Raw genomic sequence first — 20,600 nt, forward strand, 5'->3', positions numbered from 1 at the left:
ATTTATTTTCGTTATTAACTTTATGCCAAACTATTGACCTTCTTCGAGCCATCCTAAACAATCGTCCCAGTAATGTCACATTGATATTTCAGCTGTGACTCGTCCTCGGTATGTGATCCAGTTCCGCTTTTTGAACTTTCCGACATACGGTCATTCCGCTTGCCATCTTCCGACGCAGCACGTTCTTTTGCTGCGATTCAAGACAAGAAGTCCTGGGAAATTCCTACAATGCGTCCGCCTTTGTTCATGGCTATACCTTTCGCCCTCGCCACGTCTTTCGTCCAGGCACAGTCCTTGCCAGACGCCATGCAACAAGCGCTGGATGTCCATCCGGAGGTCCAGGCAGGCGTCAATAGTCGATTGGCTGCGGACTATCAGTTGAAGGCTGCGAAAGGTGGATACCTGCCACGGGTCGACCTGCTGGGCGGTTATGGTCGTGAGGGCACCGACAGCGTGACTACACGAACGAACGGCAGCAGCAACCACTGGGAAACCCTGAATCGCAGTGAGTCGAGTCTGCGTCTGACCCAAATGGTTTTTGACGGTTTTGCGACGTCCAGCGAAGTAGGGCGTCAACAAGCCGCCGTCAACTCCCGCGCCTATTCGCTGTTAAGTACTTCCGAGCGTACCGGGCTGACCGTGGCCCAGGTCTATCTCGACGTGCTGACTCGTCGCGAGTTCGTGCGTCTGGCCGAGGACAACCTCAAGAGCCACCAACGCATATACGACCAGATCCAGCTGCGCACCCAGCGTGGTGTCGGCAGCGGCGCCGACCTCGATCAGGCGGAGGCGCGGATGGCCCAGGCGCGCAACAATCTGATCACCGAGCAGACCAACCTGGCTGACGCCGAAACCAACTACCTCTCCGCTGTTGGCCAGATGCCGGACCAACTTGAGCGCCCGGCGAGTTTCCTGGCGCTGATGCCGGCCAATCTGAATGAAGCCCGCGCGCAGATGCTGGAAAACAGCCCGATCCTGCGCTCGGCCGAATCCGATATCGCCGCTGCCGAGAAGCAGTACGACACGGCCAAGTCGACTTTCTACCCACGCTTCGATGCTGAGTTGGGTCGCACCGCGGACAACGACATTGATGGTCAGAACGGCCACAACAACGAATGGCAAGCCATGCTGCGCATGCGCTTCAACCTGTATTCCGGTGGCAGCAACAAGGCCGATCTGGAGTCCAAGGCCTACCTGTCGAACCAGGCGCTGGATATCCGTAACAACGCCCTGCGCCAATTGAATGAAGAGCTGGGCCTGGCCTGGAACGCCTTGAACAATGCCAACGCGCAGGTGCCGATCGCCCAGCAGTACGTCGACCACAGCACCGCCGTACGTACCGCTTACCAGCGTCAGTTCAGCCTCGGCGAGCGCACCCTGCTTGACTTGCTCGACAGCGAGAACGAACTGTTCACCTCTTCTCGCCGTCTGGCGGAGATCAAGAACGTTCAGTTATTTACTCAGTACCGAATCAAGGCGACCATGGGCGAGTTGCTCAAGAGCCAGGGAGTGGTCGCACCATTGGCATCCGTTGTGCAGAACGACGTGAAGCCCAAGGTCCAATTGCCCGGTATGAACTGAGCAGGTCCTTCATCGTTCAATTGTCAGCCAAGAGTGCCGAGCGTGGAATCAGAAGTCAGTCGGGTTCAACTCATTCATGATCCGCGCGCGTTGCATGACGATCCGTTGCTGGATGGTCTGCTCGCTCTTTGCATGCTGCACCAGAAGCCTGCCAGCGCGGCAATGCTGACCACTGGCCTGCCGCTCCCCGAGCAACGCTTGAGTGCCGAATTGCTGCCTCGCGCAGCAGCTCGCGCGGGGCTGCAAGGCCGGGTGCTGCAACGCAAGCTGGAGAACATTCCGGCGATTGCCATGCCGGCATTGTTGCTGCTCAAGGACGGTCGCAGTGCCGTCCTGCTTGGCTGGCAAGGCGAAGATCAGGTACGGGTGCTGCTCAGCGAAAGCGATGGCGGTGAGTCCTTGGTCAGCCGTGAGCTGTTGGCCGACGACTACACCGGCAAGGTCTTTTTCGCCCAGCCCCAGCACAAATTCGACGTCAATCACGGCACGCTGATTCCGCGTGCGCGTTCGTGGTTCCGCGATACCCTCAAACGTTCGCGCTGGTTGTACGCCGACGCCATCGCCGCCAGTTTCCTGATCAACATCATCGCCATGGCCGCGCCGCTGTTCGTGATGAACGTCTACGACCGCGTCGTGCCGAACCAGGCCGAAGCGACGCTATGGGTCCTGGCGCTTGGCATCACTGGCGCCTACCTCTTCGACCTGATCCTGAAAAGCCTGCGCAGTCTGTGCCTGGATCTGGCCGGCAAGAAAACCGACCTGATTATCTCGGCCACGCTGTTCGAACGCATCGTCGGCATGGCGATGAAATACCGGCCGGCACGGGTCGGCAGCTTTGCCCAGAACATCCACGAATTCCAGAGCCTGCGCGATTTCCTCGCCTCGCTGACCCTCACCAGCCTGATCGACCTGCCATTCACTATTTTGATTTTTATCGTCATCGCGATCCTTGGCGGGCATCTGGTGTGGATACCGGTGCTGGCGTTCCCGATTGCCCTGGCCATCGGCTATGCCTTGCAGAAACCCCTGGTGGCGACGATGGAACGAACCATGGCGCTGGGGGCCGAGCGTCAATCGAGCCTGATCGAAACCCTGGCCGGCCTGGATGCGGTGAAGGTCAACAACGCCGAAAGTGAACGCCAGTATCAGTGGGAACAGACCATCGGCACCCTCAGTCGCCTTGAGTTGCGAGTGAAAATGCTGTCCGGCCTGGCGATGAATATCACCCTGCTGATCCAGCAACTGGCCGGGGTGATCATGATCGTCTTCGGCGTGTACCAGATCATCGACGGCCACCTGAGCATGGGCGGCCTGATTGCCTGCTACATGCTCAGTGGCCGTGCGCTCAGCCCGCTGGCGTCACTGTCCGGGCTGCTGACCCGCTATCAGCAGGCACGGGTGACCATGACCTCGGTCGACCAAATGATGGAGCTGCCCCAGGAGCGCAACTTCGAAGAGCGTCCGCTCAGCCGCAAGGTGCTGCAGGGCGCCATTGAGTGCCGTCAACTCAACTTCACCTACCCGCAACAGCAGAACCTGGCGCTGAAGAACATCAGCCTGTCGATTCGTCCCGGTGAGAAAGTCGGCATCATTGGCCGAAGCGGTTCGGGCAAGAGTTCGCTGGCGAAACTGCTGGTGGGGCTGTATCAGCCGGATGATGGTTCGTTGTTGGTCGATGGTGTGGATATCCGCCAGATCGACGTCAGCGAACTGCGCTACAACATCGGCTACGTACCCCAGGACATTCAGTTGCTCGCGGGCACCTTGCGCGACAACCTGGTTTCCGGTGCGCGGTATGTCGAGGACGAACTGGTGCTGCAAGCGGCAGAGTTGGCCGGTGTCCACGAGTATGCGCGCCTGCATCCGCAGGGTTATGAGCTGCAAGTGGGTGAGCGCGGGCAGAACCTCTCCGGCGGTCAACGGCAAAACGTCGCCCTGGCCCGTGCGTTATTGCTCAACCCGCCGATCCTGCTGCTCGACGAACCGACCAGTGCCATGGATAACACCGGTGAAGAGCGCCTCAAGCAGCGCCTGGCAGCGGTGATCGAAAACAAGACCATGGTGCTGGTGACGCACCGGGCTTCGCTGTTGTCGCTGGTTGAACGACTGATCGTGATCGACCGCGGGCAGATTCTTGCCGACGGCCCGAAAGCTGCGGTGATGGAAGCGTTGAAGAAGGGGCAGATCAGTGTTGCTTAAGTCGGGTAAGGATTCGATCCGTCGCTACTTCAAAGGCTCTGCTTCGCTGCAGGGCCAGCCGCTGCCGGAGGTCAACAAGGCGCTGATAGAGGATGCGCCGCGTGTGGTGCGGCTGACGATCTGGGCGATCATCGCGTTCTTTGTGTTCCTGATGCTCTGGGCCAACTTCGCGGTCATCGACGAAGTGACCAAGGGCGATGGCAAGGCGATTCCATCGTCGAAGATCCAGAAAATCCAGAACCTTGAAGGCGGTATCGTTTCCGAGCTGTTCGTCAAGGAAGGCCAGATCGTCGAAGCCGGCGCACCGCTGATTCGTCTGGATGACACGCGGTTCGCTTCGAACGTGGGTGAAACGGAAGCCGATCGGTTGTCGATGGTGCTTCGGGTCGAGCGCTTGAGCGCCGAGGTTGACGACCGCCCGCTGAACTTCCCCGAGGATGTACTCAAGGCTGTACCGGGTCAGGCCAAGAGCGAAGAGTCGCTGTATATAAGCCGCCGCCAGCAGTTGCACGACGAGATTGGCGGCTTGCAGGAGCAGTTGATCCAGCGCCAGCAAGAACTGCGTGAGTTCACCTCCAAACAGGCGCAGTACCGCCAGCAATTGGGCTTTCAGCGTCAGGAAATCAACATGTCCGAGCCGTTGGTGGCCCAGGGCGCAGTATCGCCAGTGGAGGTCCTGCGCCTCAGGCGTGCCGAAGCGGAGACCCGTGGCCAGCTCGACGCCACCACCCTGGCTATTCCGCGAGCCGAATCGGCAATCAAGGAAGTACAGCGCAAGATCGACGAAACTCGTGGCAAGTTCCGCAGTGACGCCCTGACCCAGCTCAATGAAGCACGCACTGACCTGAACAAGGCCGAGGCCACCGGCAAGGCCCTGGAAGACCGGGTCAGCCGGACGCTGGTCACTTCGCCGGTGCGGGGTATCGTCAACAAGTTGCTGGTCAATACCATCGGCGGGGTTATCCAGCCAGGCAGCGACCTGGTGGAAATCGTGCCACTGGACGACACCTTGCTGGTCGAGGCGAAGATCCGTCCGCAGGACATCGCGTTCCTGCATCCGGGGCAGGAAGCGACGGTGAAGTTTACCGCCTATGACTACACCATCTACGGCGGGCTGAAGGCCAAGCTGGAGCAGATCGGTGCCGACACCATCACCGATGAAGACAAGAAAACCACCTACTACGTGATCAAGCTGCGCACCGACCGCAGCCACTTGGGCACCGACGAAAAACCGTTGCTGATCATTCCGGGGATGGTGGCGTCCGTGGACATCATCACCGGCAAGAAGACCGTACTCAGCTACCTGCTCAAACCGATCATCCGCGCTCGGGCCGAGGCGCTGCACGAGCGCTAGATCTTCAGTGGATTCACTGACGCCATCGCGGGCAAGCCCGCGATGGCGTCAGTCAAAATCCCAAAAATATGTCAGTAAGTGACAAATAACGTCACGCCGTAATCCACCCAGTCCCTTTTCAATCGCCATATCGTTATTCGTTAACGGTATTTAAATTTCAATTCTTATATCTATAAAGTCAATCTCCTGCGTACCTGTCGACCAATCGGCGCGCCGCACGACACGAACCAACACGGGATCTCCGTGAGTTTCTGATCGACGCGCGCGCCTTTGAGCGTGCCGTGCGTGGGAGTGATTTATGTCTGCAGCTTCAGCTTCGCCAAGCATCGCGCCACAATTCTTTGAAATCCGTCCGTTCAGCGGAGCGGTGGGCGCGGAGATCATCGGTCTCGACCTGTCCCGCCCGCTCAATGATGACGATTTTGCCCGCATTCACCGTGCGCACCTGGACCATCATGTGGTGGTGTTCCGCGACCAGCGCATCACCCCAGAACAGCACATCGACTTCAGTCGTCGTTTTGGCGTGTTGCAGATCCATGTGCTCAAGCAGTTCCTGCTGGCAGGGCATCCGGAAATCCTCATCGTTTCCAACATCGTCGAAAACGGGCAGAACATCGGCCTGGGTGACGCCGGCAAGTTCTGGCATTCCGATCTCTCCTACAAACAACTGCCGAGCCTGGGCTCGATGCTGCATGCCCAGGAGCTGCCATCGGAGGGCGGCGACACGCTGTTCGCAGACATGCACAAAGCCTGGAACAGTCTGCCCGAAGCGCTACGCAATGCAGTTGAAGGGCGCTCGGCGGCGCACTCCTATACGGCGCGTTACAGCGAGACCAAATTCGAAGGCAACTGGCGCCCGACCCTGACTCCGGAGCAGCTCGCCCAGGTCGCCGAAGTGGTGCACCCGGTCGTGCGTACCCACCCGGAAAACGGTCGCAAGGCCTTGTTCGTCAGCGAGGGCTTCACCACCCGCATCGTTGGCCTGCCGGAGGATGAGAGCCAACAACTGCTGGCCGAGCTCTACGCCCACAGCGTGCTGCCGCAAAACATCTACCGCCATCAATGGCAGCCCCATGACCTGGTGTTCTGGGACAACCGTTCGCTGATCCACCTAGCCGCCGGATGCCCCAGTCATCTGCGCCGCAAGCTGTTTCGCACCACCATCCAGGGCGATGCGCCTTTCTGATTTGTCGGAGATCTGATCATGTCCAAACGTCTTCCATTTGCACCGCTGGCTGCGGCCATCGGCCTGGGTTTCAGCCTGATCGCCGGCAGCCTGGTGGCGCCGCCCGTGGCTCATGCCGAAGGTGAAATCCGCATCGCCGAACAGTTCGGCATCGTTTACCTGCTGCTCAATGTGGTGCGCGATCAGAACCTGATCGAGAAATACGGCAAGCAGGAAGGCATCGACATCAAGGTCGACTGGACCCAGCTCTCGGGCGGCGCGGCGGTCAACGACGCGTTGCTCGCAGGCTCGATCGACATTGCCGGCGCCGGCGTCGGTCCGTTGCTGACCATCTGGGACCGCACCCACGGCAAGCAGAACGTCAAGGCCGTGGCCTCCCTCGGCAACTTTCCGTACTACCTGGTGAGCAATAATCCCAAGGTCAAAACCATCGCTGACTTCACCGAGAAGGACCGCATCGCGGTACCGGCGGTGGGTGTGTCGGTGCAGTCGCGCTTCCTGCAATACGCGGCGGCCAAACAGTGGGGCGACAAGGAGTTCAATCGCCTCGACAAGTACACCATCGCCGTCCCACATCCTGATGCCACGGCTGCGCTGGTGGCCGGCGGCACCGAGCTGAGCGGGCACTTTTCCAACCCACCGTTCCAGGATCAGGAGCTGGTCAATCCCAACGTTCACGTGGTGCTGAACACCTATGACCTGCTCGGTCCGAACTCGCCGACGGTGCTGTTCGCCACCGAGAAATTCCGCAACGAGAACCCGAAAACCTACAAGGCATTTATCGATGCGCTGACCGAAGCGGCGCAATTCGCGCAGAACGACAAGGGCGCGGCAGCCGACACCTACATCCGCGTCACCAAGGCCAGGATCGACCGCGCCGCGTTGCTGAAAATCATCGACAACCCGCAGTTCGAATTCAGCGTCACGCCGAAAAATACTTATCCGTTGGCCGAGTTCCTGTACCGCGTTGGCGCGATCAAAAACAAACCGGATTCGTGGAAGGACTACTTCTTCCAGGACGCCAAGCCACTGCAAGGGAGCTGACCGGGATGAATGCCCCTTTGCAAGACCACACGGTCAGCAAGTCGATCGCGGCAGCCCAGGCGCTGCTGTCGGTCGATAACGTCAGTCTGGAATACCGCACGCCGCAACGCGTGGTACGGGCGACCCATCAAGTGAGTTTCGAAGTGGATCCGGCGGATCGTTTTGTCCTGCTCGGTCCGTCCGGTTGCGGCAAGTCGACGTTGCTCAAGGCCGCTGCCGGCTTCATCCAGCCTGTCGAGGGCGAGATCCGTCTGCAGGGGCAGCGCGTCGATGCACCGGGGCCTGACCGAATTGTGGTGTTCCAGGAGTTCGATCAACTGCCACCGTGGAAAACGGTAAAACAGAACGTGATGTTCCCACTGCTGGCTTCCCGAACCCTGAAGAAAAAAGAAGCTGAAGAGCGAGCGCTGCACTATCTGGAAAAAGTCGGCCTGGCGGCGTTTGCCGATGCCTACCCGCACACCTTGTCCGGTGGCATGAAGGCTCGGGTCGCCATCGCCCGGGCGCTGGCAATGCAGCCGAAAATCCTCCTGATGGACGAACCCTTCGCCGCCCTCGACGCCCTGACCCGGCGCAAGATGCAGGAGGAGCTGCTGCTGCTCTGGGAGGAGGTGCGTTTCACCCTGCTGTTCGTCACGCACTCCATCGAAGAGGCGCTGGTGGTGGGCAACCGCATCCTGTTGTTGTCACCGCATCCGGGCCGGGTGCGGGCCGAAGTCCACAGCCATCAATACGATTTGCACAGTCTGGGTGGCGTGGCGTTCCAGGAATCGGCACGGCGCATCCATCGGTTGTTGTTCGATGAAGGTGATGCGGCGAACGCTGAGCGTGAGCTGGATTTCGCCGACATCCGCATCGCTTATTGAGCCAGGTGAGAGGAGGGCCCGATGAGCCATTTATCATCCCCGCGTGAAGAATTCGAAACCGTATTGCCGCCACTGACCAGCGTGCCGCTGGAACGCGAACTGCCTCTCGGCCAACGCCTGTGGCAACAGGGCTGGCTGCGCAAAAGCCTGATCCTGATTTTGCTTGCCGTGTTGTGGGAAGCGGTTGCCCGTTATCAGAACAACGACTTGCTGCTGCCGAGCTTTGTGCAAACCGCTCACGCGTTGTCTGACGGCCTGCTCAGCGGAGAATTGCTGGGCAAGGTATGGATTTCCCTGGTGGTGCTGCTCAAGGGCTACCTGATCGGCATCGTCCTGGCGTTTGCCCTGACTACGCTGGCGGTGTCGACTCAGTTCGGTCGCGACCTGCTGAGTACCCTGACTTCCATGTTCAACCCGTTGCCGGCCATCGCGTTGTTGCCGCTGGCGCTGTTGTGGTTTGGCCTGGGGCAGAACAGCCTGATTTTCGTGCTGGTGCATTCGGTACTCTGGGCCTTGGCGCTGAACACCTACGCCGGGTTCCTCGGGGTCTCGGAAACCCTGCGCATGGCCGGGCGCAACTACGGCCTCAAAGGCATGCGTTTCGTGTTGTTCATCCTGATTCCGGCAGCGCTGCCATCGATCCTTGCCGGCCTGAAGATCGGCTGGGCGTTTGCCTGGCGTACGCTGATTGCCGCCGAGTTGGTGTTTGGTGCTACCAGTGGCAAGGGCGGACTGGGCTGGTACATCTTTCAGAATCGCAATGAGTTGTACACGGACAAGGTATTTGCCGGGTTGGCGGTGGTGATCCTGATTGGATTGCTGGTGGAGAATCTGGTGTTCGATTCGTTGGAGCGAGTGACGGTCAGGCGGTGGGGGATGGTTCGTTGACTGTCTGATTGTGTGAAGTCCGCGCCGGTCTCTTCGCGGGCAAGCCCGCTCGCACAGTGTCTGAATGAAGTTTGCTAGCATTGCGTCTGAATCAATAAAAATCAGGCTTGAGTGCTTTCCATGCAACTACCAGACATGAACCTGTTGGTCGCCCTCGACGCCTTACTCGACGAGGGCAGTGTGGTGGGCGCCGCGCGGCGGATGAACCTGAGCCCGGCGGCCATGAGCCGGACGTTGACGCGCATTCGGGAAGCCATTGGCGATCCGATCCTGGTGCGCGCCGGCCGTGGCCTGGTGCCAACCCCCAAGGCACTGGAATTGCGCGAGCAGGTGCGCAGTGTGGTGGAGCAGGCCGGGTTGCTGTTTCGTTCGGCCGATGCGGTGGAACTGGGTTCGCTGCGGCGGCGTTTCAGTATTCGGGCCAACGACTTTTTTGTCGGCGTCTACGGCGGCAGGCTGTTCGACACCCTTGACCGGCAGGCGCCGCACTGCGAATTGCGTTTCGTCCCCGAAGGCGATGGCGATGATGAGGCGTTGCGCGAAGGGCGGATCGATCTGAGCATCAGCAACACCCGGCCGCTGACCCCCGAAGTGAAGATCCAGAACCTGTTTTCCACCCACTTCGTTGGCCTGGTGCGTGAGGATCATCCGCTGTTGGACGAAGAGATCACGGCAGAGCGCTATGCGGGTTATTCCCATATCAGTATGTCCCGGCGTGGCATTGCCCGAGGCCCGATCGATACCGCGCTCAATGCCCTGGGGCTGGAGCGGCGGGTGGCGGTGATCGCGCCAAGCTTTCATGCGGCAATGTTTGCCTTGCCCGATTCCGACCTGATTCTGCCGGTGCCCAAGGAGGCCTTGCTGAGTGTGCGGCGGCTGGGATTGAAACTGCGCTCGTTCGACCTGCCGATTCCTTTGCCGACGCTGATGTTGACCCAGGCCTGGCACCCGCGCTTCGACAAGGATCCGGCTCACCGCTGGTTGCGTGAAACGCTGAAAACCTGCTGCGATGAGACGTGGCTGGCTGCGCAGCCTGACTGAGGTGAACGCAATTCCCCCCCTGTAGGAGCGAGCTTGCTCGCGAAAAACCCGAGAACACCGCGGGGCACCTGCCAGCCAGCGTTATCGTTGACGTCCATCGCGAGCAAGCTCGCTCCTACAGGGGGTAGGGGTTTTGTATCGTTGCGTCTGGCGCACTTATAACCTGCCGATAAGTTGATTTTCGTCAGGCATCACGCTTCCTAGAATGCTTCGGTATTTCCACTCCGGAGCTTGCAGTTCATGACCTCCCTTACGGCCTCGGCACCTGTCGCCGCGGTCAGCACGGCAATCGCTCCACCCGTCTTCGGCCCGCGGATCATCATCGGCCTGGTGGGCGTGTTGCTGGCAGTGCTGGTGTCGGGCCTGAACGAGATGGTGACCAAAGTCGCCCTGGCCGACATCCGCGGTGCGTTGGCCATCGGCTACGACGAAGGCACCTGGCTGGTCGCCTGTTACACCGCGACCTCAGTGGCGGCCATGGCTTTTGCGCCATGGTGTGCGGTGACGTTCTCGTTGCGGCGTTTCACCCTGTGCGCCATCAGCCTGTTCACCCTGTTGGGTGCGTTGTGCCCCTTCGCCCCGAATTACGAAAGCCTGTTGTTGCTGCGCACCCTGCAAGGCCTGGCGGGCGGTGCATTGCCTCCCATGCTGATGACCGTGGCCCTGCGATTTCTGCCTGCCAACGTGAAGCTGTATGGCCTGGCCGGTTATGCCCTGACCGCGACGTTCGGCCCGGGCCTGGGTACGCCATTGGCCGGGTTGTGGACCGAGTATGTCGGCTGGCAATGGACCTTCTGGCAAATCATCGCCCCGTGCCTGATTGCCATGGCTGCGGTGGCGTATGGCTTACCCCAAGACCCGCTGCGCCTGGAGCGCTTCAAGTCCTTCAACTGGCGCGGTGTGCTGCTGGGTTTTCCCGCCATCTGCATGTTGGTGATCGGCATTCTGCAGGGCAATCGCCTGGACTGGTTCGAGTCGAACCTGATCTGCGGATTGCTCGGTGGCGGGCTGTTGTTGCTGGTGCTGTTCTTGATCGGCGAGTGGTCGCAGCCGATGCCGTTTTTCAAGATGCAGATGCTCGGCATCCGTAACCTGTCTTTCGCCCTGCTGACCCTGGCGGGAGTGCTGGTGGTGTTGCAGGCGGTGATCATTATTCCGTCCGGCTACCTGGCGCAGGTCCAGGGTTATCGCCCGGTGCAGACCGCGCCGATCATGCTGCTGGCGGCATTACCGCAATTGATTGCGCTGCCGTTGGTGGCGGCGCTGTGCAACTTTCGCTGGGTCGATTGCCGCTGGGTGTTGGGCCTTGGCTTGAGCATGCTGGCGTTGTCGTGCGTCGGCGGCTCGCAACTGACCTCTGCGTGGATTCGCGACGATTTCTATGTGCTGCAATGGCTGCAGATTTTCGGTCAGCCCATGGCGGTGTTGCCGTTGCTGATGCTGTCCACCGGCAGCATCAACCCGATGCAAGGGCCGTTCGCATCGGCCTGGTTCAACACCGTCAAAGGCCTGTCGGCGGTCATCGCCACCGGGGTGATCGAGGCGTTGACCACGGCACGCCTGCATTTTCACTCGACCATGCTGGTCGATCGTCTCGGCAACTCACCGTTGGCCGAACGCGACAGCGCAAGTCTCGCTCATCGTCTGCATGAGCAAGCGGTGGTGCTCACTTCCTCTGATCTTTACCTGTGCATGGCCGGTATCGCCGTGACCTTGATCCTGCTGATTTTCTGGCTGCCGACGCGGATCTATCCACCGCGCGCACCGACCTGAATGCTCCACTGAAACAGAAGGTTTTTATGAACACTCAAGCAAAGCAGAAAGTCGCGGTTGCCATGACCGCCGCATTGGCCGTCGGTGTGTTGCTGTACCTGGCGATGCCCGGCCTGTTCGGCAAGCGTACCCAACAGAACACCAACGATGCGTATGTCTCGGCGGATTTCACCCTGGTAGTGCCGCGGGTCGCCGGGTTTATCCAGCAAGTGCTGGTTGAGGACAACCAGCAGGTCAAGGCCGGGCAGTTGCTGGCACTGATCGATGACCGGGATTTGCGCGCAGCCGCCCAGGCTGCCGACGCCGAAACGCTGGTGGCCAGGGCGCAACTGCAAAACGCCCGGGCGACCCTGGAGCGCCAGGCGTCGGTAATTGCCCAGGCGCAATCCTCGGTGGTTTCGGCCAAGGCGGAAATGGCGTTTGCCGAGCATGAATTGAACCGCTACAACCACCTCGCCGGGGTCGGCGCCGGCACGGTACAAAATGCGCAACAGGCGCAAACGCGCATCGACCAGGCCTCTGCGCGGCTGGCCAATGCCACCGCGGTACTGGCGGCGGAGCGCAAGCAAGTGGAGATCCTCACGGCCCAGCGCGACGCCGCCGAAGGTGGCCTGAAACGGGCGCAAGCGAAGCTGGAAATGGCCAGCTACGAGTTGTCCTATACGAGGATCGTCGCGCCACAGGACGGTATGGTCGGCGAGCGTGCGGTGCGGGTCGGCGCCTACGTCACGCCGGGCAGCAAAATCCTCGCGGTAGTGCCGCTGGCGCAGGCTTATGTGATGGCCAATTTCCAGGAAACCCAACTGACGGATGTGCAGCCGGGGCAGGCTGTGCAAGTGCGCGTTGACAGCCTGGGCGGTGCGGCACTCAACGGTCGTGTCGAAAGCATTGCACCGGCCACCGGGGTGACGTTCGCCGCGGTCAAACCGGATAACGCCACCGGAAACTTCACCAAGGTGGTGCAGCGGATACCGGTGAAGATCGTGCTGGAGCCGGGACAGTTGCTGGCCGAGCGATTGCGGGTGGGGATGTCGGTGGAGGCGAGTATTGATACGGCCACCGCCAAGGCGAAGGAGGTTGTTCAGCGATGAAGATTTTCGTTGATCGTGCTGACGCCTTCGCGAGCAAGCCCGCTCCCACAGGGGAATGCGTTTCAATGTGGGAGCGGGCTTGCTCGCGAAGAGGGCAGTGGCAGCAACTGACTTTCAGTGCCGTGCTTGTCATGAGTCTCGGCGGCTGTACCGTCGGCCCCAATTTCCAAAAGCCCGAAACCACCGAAGTCGCCGAATGGGCCAAACCAGGTAAGCCTGCCGCCAGCCAAGCCATCGCCGAAACGATGAACAAGCGCTGGTGGGACGTGTTCAACGATCCGAAACTCTCGACCCTCACGCAACGCGCCCTGACCGACAACCTCGACTTGAAGCTCGCCAGCAGCCGCTTGCAGCAAAGCCGTGCCGTTCGCCAGGTGATCACCGCCAACCGCTATCCGAATACCGCCGTCACGGGAAGCTACGCCCGAAAACGTAACAGCAGTGAAGGCCTGAGCGACCCGTCAGGGCACAACGGCCAATCCGCGTTCAACCTGTGGGATGCCGGCTTTTCTGCCTCCTGGGAGCTGGATTTCTGGGGCCGGGTGCGTCGGGAAACCGAAGCCGCCGACGCCAATCTGGAAGTCGCCGAGAACGACCGACGCGGTGTGCTGCTGTCGGTGCTGGCCGAAACCGCCCAGGACTACATTCAACTGCGTGGCGTGCAGAACACCCGGCTCGTCACTGAACAGAATCTCGACGTCGCCCGCCATAGCCTGAAGCTTTCGCAACTGCGCCTGGCCGACGGCGTCGCGACGGATCTGGATGTCGCCGAAGCCGCCGCACAGGTGGCGGCCATCGAATCGCGCCTGCCCGCACTGGAGCAGCGCCAGTGGCAACTGATCAACGCCTTGAGTATGTTGATGGGCGAGCCGCCTCAGGCATTGGCGGCGGAGTTATCCACAGATGCGCCCGTGCCACAAACCCCGCGACAAGTCGCCATTGGCTTGCCCTCGCAGCTGGCTGAACGTCGTCCGGACATTCGCCAGGCCGAAGCACGGCTGCATGCCACCACGGCCAGCATTGGCGTGGCCAAGGGCGATTTCTATCCGCGAATCACCCTGTCGGGGAACATCGGTTCCCAGGCCATGCAACTGAGTGATTTCGGTTCCTGGGGTTCGCGTTCGTTCGGGATCGGCCCGCAATTGAGCTTGCCGTTGTTCGACGGCGGCCGCTTGCGTGGCGTGCTCGATTTGCGTGAAGCACAACAACAGGAAGCGGCTATCGCCTATCAGCAAACCGTGCTGCGTGCCTGGCATGAAATCGATGACCAACTGACCGCCTACAACGCCAGTCAGCTGCGCCGCGACAGCCTGGCCGAGGCCGTGCGCCAGAACCGCATTGCGCTGGACACCGCGCAACAGCAGTACGTTGAGGGCGTGGTGGATTTTGTCACCGTACTCACCGTGCAAGGGGCGTTGCTGGCCACGCAGGAGCAGTGGGTCGAGAGTTCGACTGGCGTGTCGCTGGCGGCCGTCGGGTTGTACAAGGCGTTGGGTGGAGGTTGGGAGTCGGTGTATCCCTTGACCGGGACGGCGCAGCGTTAAAACGCAGGCAATGATGGCCATCTGCTTGACGCTTATCGCCGCTGTCTTAGACTCCGGTAATCCGAAAGGGAGTACGGTCATGCGGATTTTCTGTGTGTTGGGGTTGGGATTGCTCTTCGCCACGAGCGTTGCCCAGGCGCAAACGCCTGTGGCAGATGACCCGCTTGCGCAAATGGATGCGGGCACCAGCGCCGCAACCAGCACCGAGGCCCGCGGTGTGTTGCGCGCCCGGGATCAGGCCGTACTGGCCAGCGAGGTGCCTGGGCGGATTGTCGAATTGCCGTTCAGCGAGGGGGAATCGTTCAAGAAGGGCGATACCCTGGCGCGGTTCGATTGCTCGGCCTATCAGGCGCAACTCAATGCCGCTCAAGCGGCCAGCCGTGGCGCGGGTGAAGAGCTGGCGCACAACCGGCAACTGGCCGCGCTGAATTCGGTCGGGCGTTTCGAAGTGGCACGCGCCGAGGCCAAAGTCAGCGAAACCCAGGCGCAGTCCCAGGTGTATCAAGTGCAGGTCAAGCGTTGCAGCGTGCTGGCGCCGTTTGATGGCCAGGTCGTCGAGCGCAAGGTACAGCGCTATGAAAGCGTACCTGCCGGCGCCCCCTTGCTGGACGTGGTCGATAATCGCACCCTGGAAATCCATCTGCTGGTGCCCTCGCGCTGGATGGCCCGACTCAAGCCCGGCCAGACCTTCAGTTTTGTTCCCGATGAAACCGGCAAGCCGCTGGATGCGACCGTCAAGCGCCTGGGCGCACGAATCGATGAAGGCAGCCAGACCCTGCTACTGGTGGCCAGCGTACCCAACGCCAGCGGGTTGCTGGCGGGGATGAGTGGCACTGCGCATTTTGCGGAGTTCAAGTGAACGCGCCGGTGAGCGGCGGTGCCGAACAGGTGTTCGCGCGTTTTCTTGATATTGAGCGCCAGACCCGCGCAGCCCGGACGCCCGTCCAGTTGGCCTACAGCCTGGTCAATGATGGCCAGGCACTGTTTGGCTTTCGCCATGCGGCACTGTTGATCGCCGCGAAGGTGCAGGCCGTGACCGGTGTCAGCACGGTGGAGCCGAATTCACCGTTTGTAGCCTTCGTCGAGCAGGCAGTGGCGCAGCTGTTCAAACGCGAACAGCTGCAGCAGGCGCGGGTCATTGCCGCCGATGTCCTCGGCGAGTCGCTGCGGGCTGAATGGCAAAGCCTGTCGGCGGCGCAGGTGTTCTGGCTGCCGCTGATCGATCGTCAGGGCGAGGTGTTCGGTGGGTTGTGGCTGGCCCGGGACGTTGTGTGGAACCCTGGCGAACAGGTGCTGCTGGCGCAACTGGGTGATACCTACAGCCACGCCTGGCAGGCGCTGCAACCGCGCAAGCCCTGGCGCCTGCGCTGGACGCGCAAACGCCGGGGCTTGCTGGTTGCAGTGCTATTGCTCGGGCTGTTGATCCCGGTGCGCCAGTCCGTATTGGCACCGGCCGAAGTGGTGCCGCTAGGCGGTCGGGTGGTGGCGGCGCCGCTGGACGGTGTCATTGCCGAGTTCCTGGTCAAGCCCAATCAAACGGTGAAGTCCGGCGAATTGCTGCTGCGCTTCGAAAGCACCACCCTCAAGGCTCAGGCCGATGTCGCCGAACGTGCCCTCGGGGTTGCCGAGGCGGAACTCAAGGCCAACTCCCAGCGCTCGTTTGCCGATGCCGAGTCCAGCTCGAAACTGGATTTTCTGGCTGCCCGGGTCGAACAGAAGCGCGCCGAGCGTGACTACGCCCGTGAACTGCTCAAGCGCAGCGAAGTGCGCGCTGAGCGCGATGGTATTGCGGTATTTGCCGATGCCGAACGCTGGACCGGCAAGCCGGTGCAGACCGGCGAGCGACTGATGGAAATCGCCGATCCGGCTCAGGCGCAATTGCGTATCGAGCTGGCCGTGGGGGACGCGATCTCTCTGGAGCCCGGCGCTGAAGTCGCATTGTTCCTCGACAGTGACCCGCTGCAACGGCACCTGGCCAGGCTCGAACGTTCGGCTTACGAAGCGCAACCCACGGCGGGCGGGCAGTTGGCCTATCGCCTGGATGCGAATTTCGAAGCACCACCCCCGCGCATCGGTTTGCGCGGCACGGCGAAAATCTTCGGTGACCGGGCGCCGCTGGCGTTGTACCTGCTGCGTCGACCGCTGGCCGGCTTGCGCCAGAGCGTGGGCCTGTAAATGAACCTGCCCGGCCTGCGTGCCGATCTGCAGCTGTCCCCGGCAGCGCCAGCGCTGGACGGCGCACCCTGCTGGACGCTGGCCGATCCGGTGCGGGGGCGTTACTTCAAGCTCGGTACGACGGCGATGCGTTTGTTGCGTCACTGGTCACTGGGCGAGCCCGAGCAGGTCCTGCAAGCGGCCAATCGTGAGCCGGGGCTGGCGCTGATCGGTGCGGATCTGGAGCAGTTGCTGGTGTTTTTGCGCAGTCATGACCTGATTACCGCCCTCGATCCCGAGCAGCGTGCCAGTTACAGCTTTAAAGCGGCTGCCCAGCGCCAGAGCCTGTGGCAAATGTTGCTGCATCAGTACCTGTTTTTTCGTATTCCGCTGTGGCGTCCCGAACGTTTTCTCAATCGTGCCTGGCCACTGCTGGAGCGCGTTGGCCCGCGAGCGCTGCGCTACGGGTTGCCCGCAGTGCTGGGGTTGGGGGTGTTTCTGGTGTCGCGGGACTGGCAGCGATTTATCGCGACGTTTCCGCATCTGTTCAGCCTTGGCGGCGCAATGGCGTTTGGCGTGGCCCTGTTCTTCGCCAAGCTCTGCCACGAGTTCGGTCACGCGTTCATGGCCAAGCGCGCCGGGTGCCGGGTGCAGAGCATGGGCGTGGCGTTCATGGTGCTGCTGCCGATGTTCTATACCGATGTCAGCGATGCCTGGCGGATCAATGATCGCAAGGCCCGGTTGCTGATTGGCGTCGGCGGTGTGCTGGCCGAGTTGCTGTTGGCGAGCATGGCCTTGCTGACATGGTCGTTTCTGCCCGACGGTCCCGCCCGCACCGCAGCGTTCATGCTCGCCAGTGCTACGTGGATCACGACACTGGTGGTCAATCTCAACCCGTTCATGCGCTTTGACGGTTATTTTTTACTCAGCGATTTCTGGCAGGTCGATAACCTGCAAGGGCGAGCGTTTGCCTTGTGCCGCTGGCGTCTGCGCGAGTTTTTGTTCGGCTATGGCGCAGCGGCGCCGGAGCCTTGGTCGTCGACCATGCAACGGCGTTTGCTGATCTGGGGGTATGGCTCATGGTTGTGGCGCGCGGCACTGTTTTTCGGGATCGCTCTGGCGGTCTATCACCTGTTCTTCAAAGTGTTGGGGATCTTCCTGATGCTGGTGGAACTGGTCTGGTTCATCTTTCTACCCATCATGAGTGAATGGCGCCAGTGGTGGGGTCGCCGCGAGCAGGCACATGGGCCGCGTGTGCTGCTCAGCGGCCTGGTGTTGCTCGGGCTGTTGCTGGTGCTCATCCTGCCGTGGCGCAGTGCCGTCGAGGTGCCGGCCATGCTGGAAGCGGGTCGGGTCAGCACCTTGCATGCGCCGGTAGCAGCACGGATCAAGGCCGTGAATGTGCATGACGGGCAGTCGGTGGCGCAGGGTGATGTCCTGATAGAACTGGAGTCGCCGGATCTCGATTCGCGCCAGGCCATTGCGCGCCGGGAAATCGAGATTCAGCAATTGCAAATGCGTCGTCAGGCCAGCCGCAGCGAAACGGCTGCCGATGCCGCAATTGTCGAGCAGCGCCTGGCCGAAGCGGTCGCCGAGTACCGTGGGCTGGCGGCTCAGCGCGAGCGATTGCTATTGCGTGCCCCCCATGCCGGCACGGTGCGTGATCTGCTGGCGCAATGGACGGTGGGTCGCTGGCTGTCCACTCGGGAGCCGCTGGCCCGGGTGGTCGAGGAGGGCGTGCGCTTGCGCGGCTATCTGGCCGAGGCCGAACTCTGGCGCGTGGCGCCGGGGGCCATCGGACGGTTTATCGCGGATGATCCGATGCATCCGGCGATTGCAGTGCAACTGAGCGAAATCGATACCAACGGTGCGGCGTTTGTCGATCAGGAGGCACTGACCTCTGATCACCACGGACCGATTGCCGTGCGTCGCGATCAGCATCAACGGGCCGAGCCGGTACAGGCACAGTACGGCGCGCGGTTGACCGCGCTTGATGAGCCCCTGGCGCCCGTGCAGCCATTACGCGGCGTGGCGGTGTTGCAAGGCCGTGGTGAGTCGGTGCTGGGCGTTGCCTGGCGACGCATGGCGGCGCTGGGTGTCAGGGAAAGCGGTTTTTAGATCGACCGATCTCTCGTCGCCGCAGGTCGTTTCGTCAACGGGCCAGCATCGACGATGCTCGGGCTGAAGGTCTAAAGTGAACCGCAAGTAAACTGTCACTGAGCGTTGCAAGGGGAAGCAATGGAGGCGCGCAGAGAAACGCCGATGGGCGACACGCAGGGACCGCACGCAAACCCTGGTTTCGTCAGGGGCGCGCAACCGATGATTCGTTGGGCGCGGGAGCATTGGCTGGTGCCGATCCTGATACTGGCGGCGCTGGTGCGCTTCTACGATCTGACCGCGGCTGCGATCTGGGGCGACGAGGGTTCCAGCCTGTTGCTGGCGCGCTATTCATTGCCGGATATCTGGCTTCATGCGGCCTACGACGTGCATCCGCCGCTGTATTTCATGCTGTTGCACAGCTGGATGGCGGTCTTCGGCGACGGCATTTTTTCGATCCGCTGCCTCAGCGCCCTGCCGGGCATCGCCTCGGTCGGGCTCGGCGTGTGGCTGGTGGATCGACTGGCTACCCGCCGCGCCGCGATACTCGCCGGCTTCCTGCTGGCGCTGCTGCCCACGGCGGTTCGTTACAGCCAGGAAGTGCGCATGTATTCGCTGTTGGGGCTGTGGTTGCTCGGGGCGACGATTGCCCTGGTGTACTGGATCCGCAAACCGCAACGCCGACGTTATCTGCTGATCTACGTCCTGCTCATGAGCGCGGCGTTCTACACCCATTACTTCACTGCGCTATGCGTGCTTTGCCATTGGTTGTACCTGGGCATCGTCCGCGTGCAGCCGGGGTATCGCCTGCGGCATATCCAGCGCGGCGACTGGTGGCTGGCGAACCTGGCCATTGTCGTGCTGTACCTGCCGTGGTTACCGGGGCTGGTCGATCTGTTGCAGCACATTGATCAACTCAAGGCCAATGGTGATGTCGGCTGGGAAACGCCGGTTACCTTCAGTTCCCTGCCGTCCATGGTGTGGTCGCTGTTGACCCAGGACGATGGCGAAAACCTGTTGCCGCTGGTGTTTGCCACCCTGCCGCTGGCCATGCCGATATTGGCCGGGGTGGCGCTGGTGCGAGACCGAAGTGTGTTCCGGGGCAGCGCGTTGCTGGCGGTCTACACCTTCGTTCCGGTGTTGCTGGTGTTCGCGGTGTCGTTCATTTCACCGATGTTCATCGAACGCTATCTCACCGCCTATGCCCTGGGCCTGCCCATGCTGGCGGCGTTGGCGATCGATCGCCTGTACAACGGCTCCCGCGTGGTGGCGCTGACGGTGCTGGTGCTGTTTGTCGGTGTCGAACTGGTGGGCCTGAACAACAACGCCACGGTAGATATCCATGACCAGGTCAATGTCATGGTCGATGACGTTAACCAGCACTTCCAGCCCGGCGATCAAATCGTCACCAGCGACATGCTCTGGTACTTGAGCTACGTCTACTACAACCGTACCGATGCCAAGCCGTTGCTGTACACCCCGCCACATGTCGACGGAACCTCGAGTCGTCCGAATGACTATGGTTTCGGCACCCTGACGGCACCGGACGAGTACCTCGACAGCCTCGGCGATTTGCCCAAGGGCACCAGGCGTATCTGGTTGATCGGTACCGCCGACGTACCGGATGAGTTTGCCCCTGTGCCCGTTCAATGGCAGTTGGGCCATCAGGTAAAGGCCGGTGGCGTTCTCGCCAGACTGTACTTGTCCGCAGTGGCCGGGAAATAAGCTGCGTCGAAGCTAAAACGTTTCGTCTGTTCATCGGATGTTAAAAAAGCTGATTTC

General features: G+C 61.3%; 15 protein-coding genes. All 15 read left to right on the forward strand.

The genetic code is table 11. From position 1 onward, the window contains the following. Positions 1-228: 228 nt before the first annotated feature. The 15 genes from AC06G5_RS00635 to AC06G5_RS00705 all read left to right on the forward strand — a co-directional run bounded on the left by AC06G5_RS00635 (position 229) and on the right by AC06G5_RS00705 (position 20,543). The gene (locus tag AC06G5_RS00635; RefSeq protein ID WP_413427723.1) at positions 229-1,581 is read left to right on the forward strand and encodes a TolC family outer membrane protein; all 1,353 of its coding nucleotides are present in this window, start codon (positions 229-231) and stop codon (positions 1,579-1,581) included. A 42-nt stretch (positions 1,582-1,623) separates the two neighbouring features. Beyond that, positions 1,624-3,780, forward strand: coding sequence for a type I secretion system permease/ATPase (locus tag AC06G5_RS00640; RefSeq protein ID WP_413427724.1), 2,157 nt, complete (start codon positions 1,624-1,626; stop codon positions 3,778-3,780). After that, on the forward strand, positions 3,770-5,134 hold the full coding sequence (locus tag AC06G5_RS00645; protein ID WP_413427725.1) for an HlyD family type I secretion periplasmic adaptor subunit: 1,365 nt from the start codon (positions 3,770-3,772) through the stop codon (positions 5,132-5,134). The genes AC06G5_RS00640 and AC06G5_RS00645 overlap by 11 nt, the downstream gene beginning before the upstream one ends. A 298-nt stretch (positions 5,135-5,432) precedes the next feature. Next, positions 5,433-6,320, forward strand: a complete 888-nt coding sequence (locus AC06G5_RS00650) for a TauD/TfdA dioxygenase family protein (protein ID WP_413427726.1) — start codon at positions 5,433-5,435, stop codon at positions 6,318-6,320. A gap of 18 nt (positions 6,321-6,338) precedes the next feature. Beyond that, positions 6,339-7,364, forward strand: coding sequence for an ABC transporter substrate-binding protein (locus AC06G5_RS00655; RefSeq protein ID WP_413427727.1), 1,026 nt, complete (start codon positions 6,339-6,341; stop codon positions 7,362-7,364). 5 nt (positions 7,365-7,369) lie between these two features. Beyond that, positions 7,370-8,230: an ABC transporter ATP-binding protein gene (locus AC06G5_RS00660; protein ID WP_413427728.1), complete on the forward strand. Its 861-nt coding sequence runs from the start codon at positions 7,370-7,372 to the stop codon at positions 8,228-8,230. A 21-nt stretch (positions 8,231-8,251) separates the two neighbouring features. Continuing rightward, on the forward strand, positions 8,252-9,118 hold the full coding sequence (locus AC06G5_RS00665; RefSeq protein WP_413427729.1) for an ABC transporter permease: 867 nt from the start codon (positions 8,252-8,254) through the stop codon (positions 9,116-9,118). A gap of 120 nt (positions 9,119-9,238) precedes the next feature. Further along, a complete protein-coding gene (locus AC06G5_RS00670) occupies positions 9,239-10,159 on the forward strand; it encodes a LysR family transcriptional regulator (RefSeq protein WP_413427730.1) in 921 nt (306 codons plus the stop codon). A gap of 240 nt (positions 10,160-10,399) precedes the next feature. Beyond that, positions 10,400-11,932, forward strand: coding sequence for an MFS transporter (locus AC06G5_RS00675; protein ID WP_480458816.1), 1,533 nt, complete (start codon positions 10,400-10,402; stop codon positions 11,930-11,932). 26 nt (positions 11,933-11,958) lie between these two features. Next, a complete protein-coding gene (locus tag AC06G5_RS00680; RefSeq protein ID WP_413703771.1) occupies positions 11,959-13,023 on the forward strand; it encodes an HlyD family secretion protein in 1,065 nt (354 codons plus the stop codon). Then, positions 13,020-14,567, forward strand: a complete 1,548-nt coding sequence (locus AC06G5_RS00685; protein ID WP_480458819.1) for an efflux transporter outer membrane subunit — start codon at positions 13,020-13,022, stop codon at positions 14,565-14,567. Before AC06G5_RS00680 ends, AC06G5_RS00685 begins: the two co-directional genes overlap by 4 nt. 79 nt (positions 14,568-14,646) lie before the next feature. Continuing rightward, positions 14,647-15,426 (forward strand): efflux RND transporter periplasmic adaptor subunit, encoded by a 780-nt coding sequence (locus tag AC06G5_RS00690; protein ID WP_413427734.1) that lies wholly within the window; start codon positions 14,647-14,649, stop codon positions 15,424-15,426. Next, complete coding sequence (locus AC06G5_RS00695) at positions 15,423-16,742, forward strand: efflux RND transporter periplasmic adaptor subunit (RefSeq protein WP_480458821.1); 1,320 nt, start codon at positions 15,423-15,425, stop codon at positions 16,740-16,742. Before AC06G5_RS00690 ends, AC06G5_RS00695 begins: the two co-directional genes overlap by 4 nt. Continuing rightward, on the forward strand, positions 16,743-18,839 hold the full coding sequence (locus AC06G5_RS00700; RefSeq protein WP_413703768.1) for a site-2 protease family protein: 2,097 nt from the start codon (positions 16,743-16,745) through the stop codon (positions 18,837-18,839). 120 nt (positions 18,840-18,959) lie between these two features. Continuing rightward, positions 18,960-20,543: a glycosyltransferase family 39 protein gene (locus AC06G5_RS00705; RefSeq protein WP_413427736.1), complete on the forward strand. Its 1,584-nt coding sequence runs from the start codon at positions 18,960-18,962 to the stop codon at positions 20,541-20,543. The last annotated feature ends 57 nt before the right edge of the window (positions 20,544-20,600 follow it).

This window comes from Pseudomonas sp. WT-JTC, from assembly GCF_056711565.1.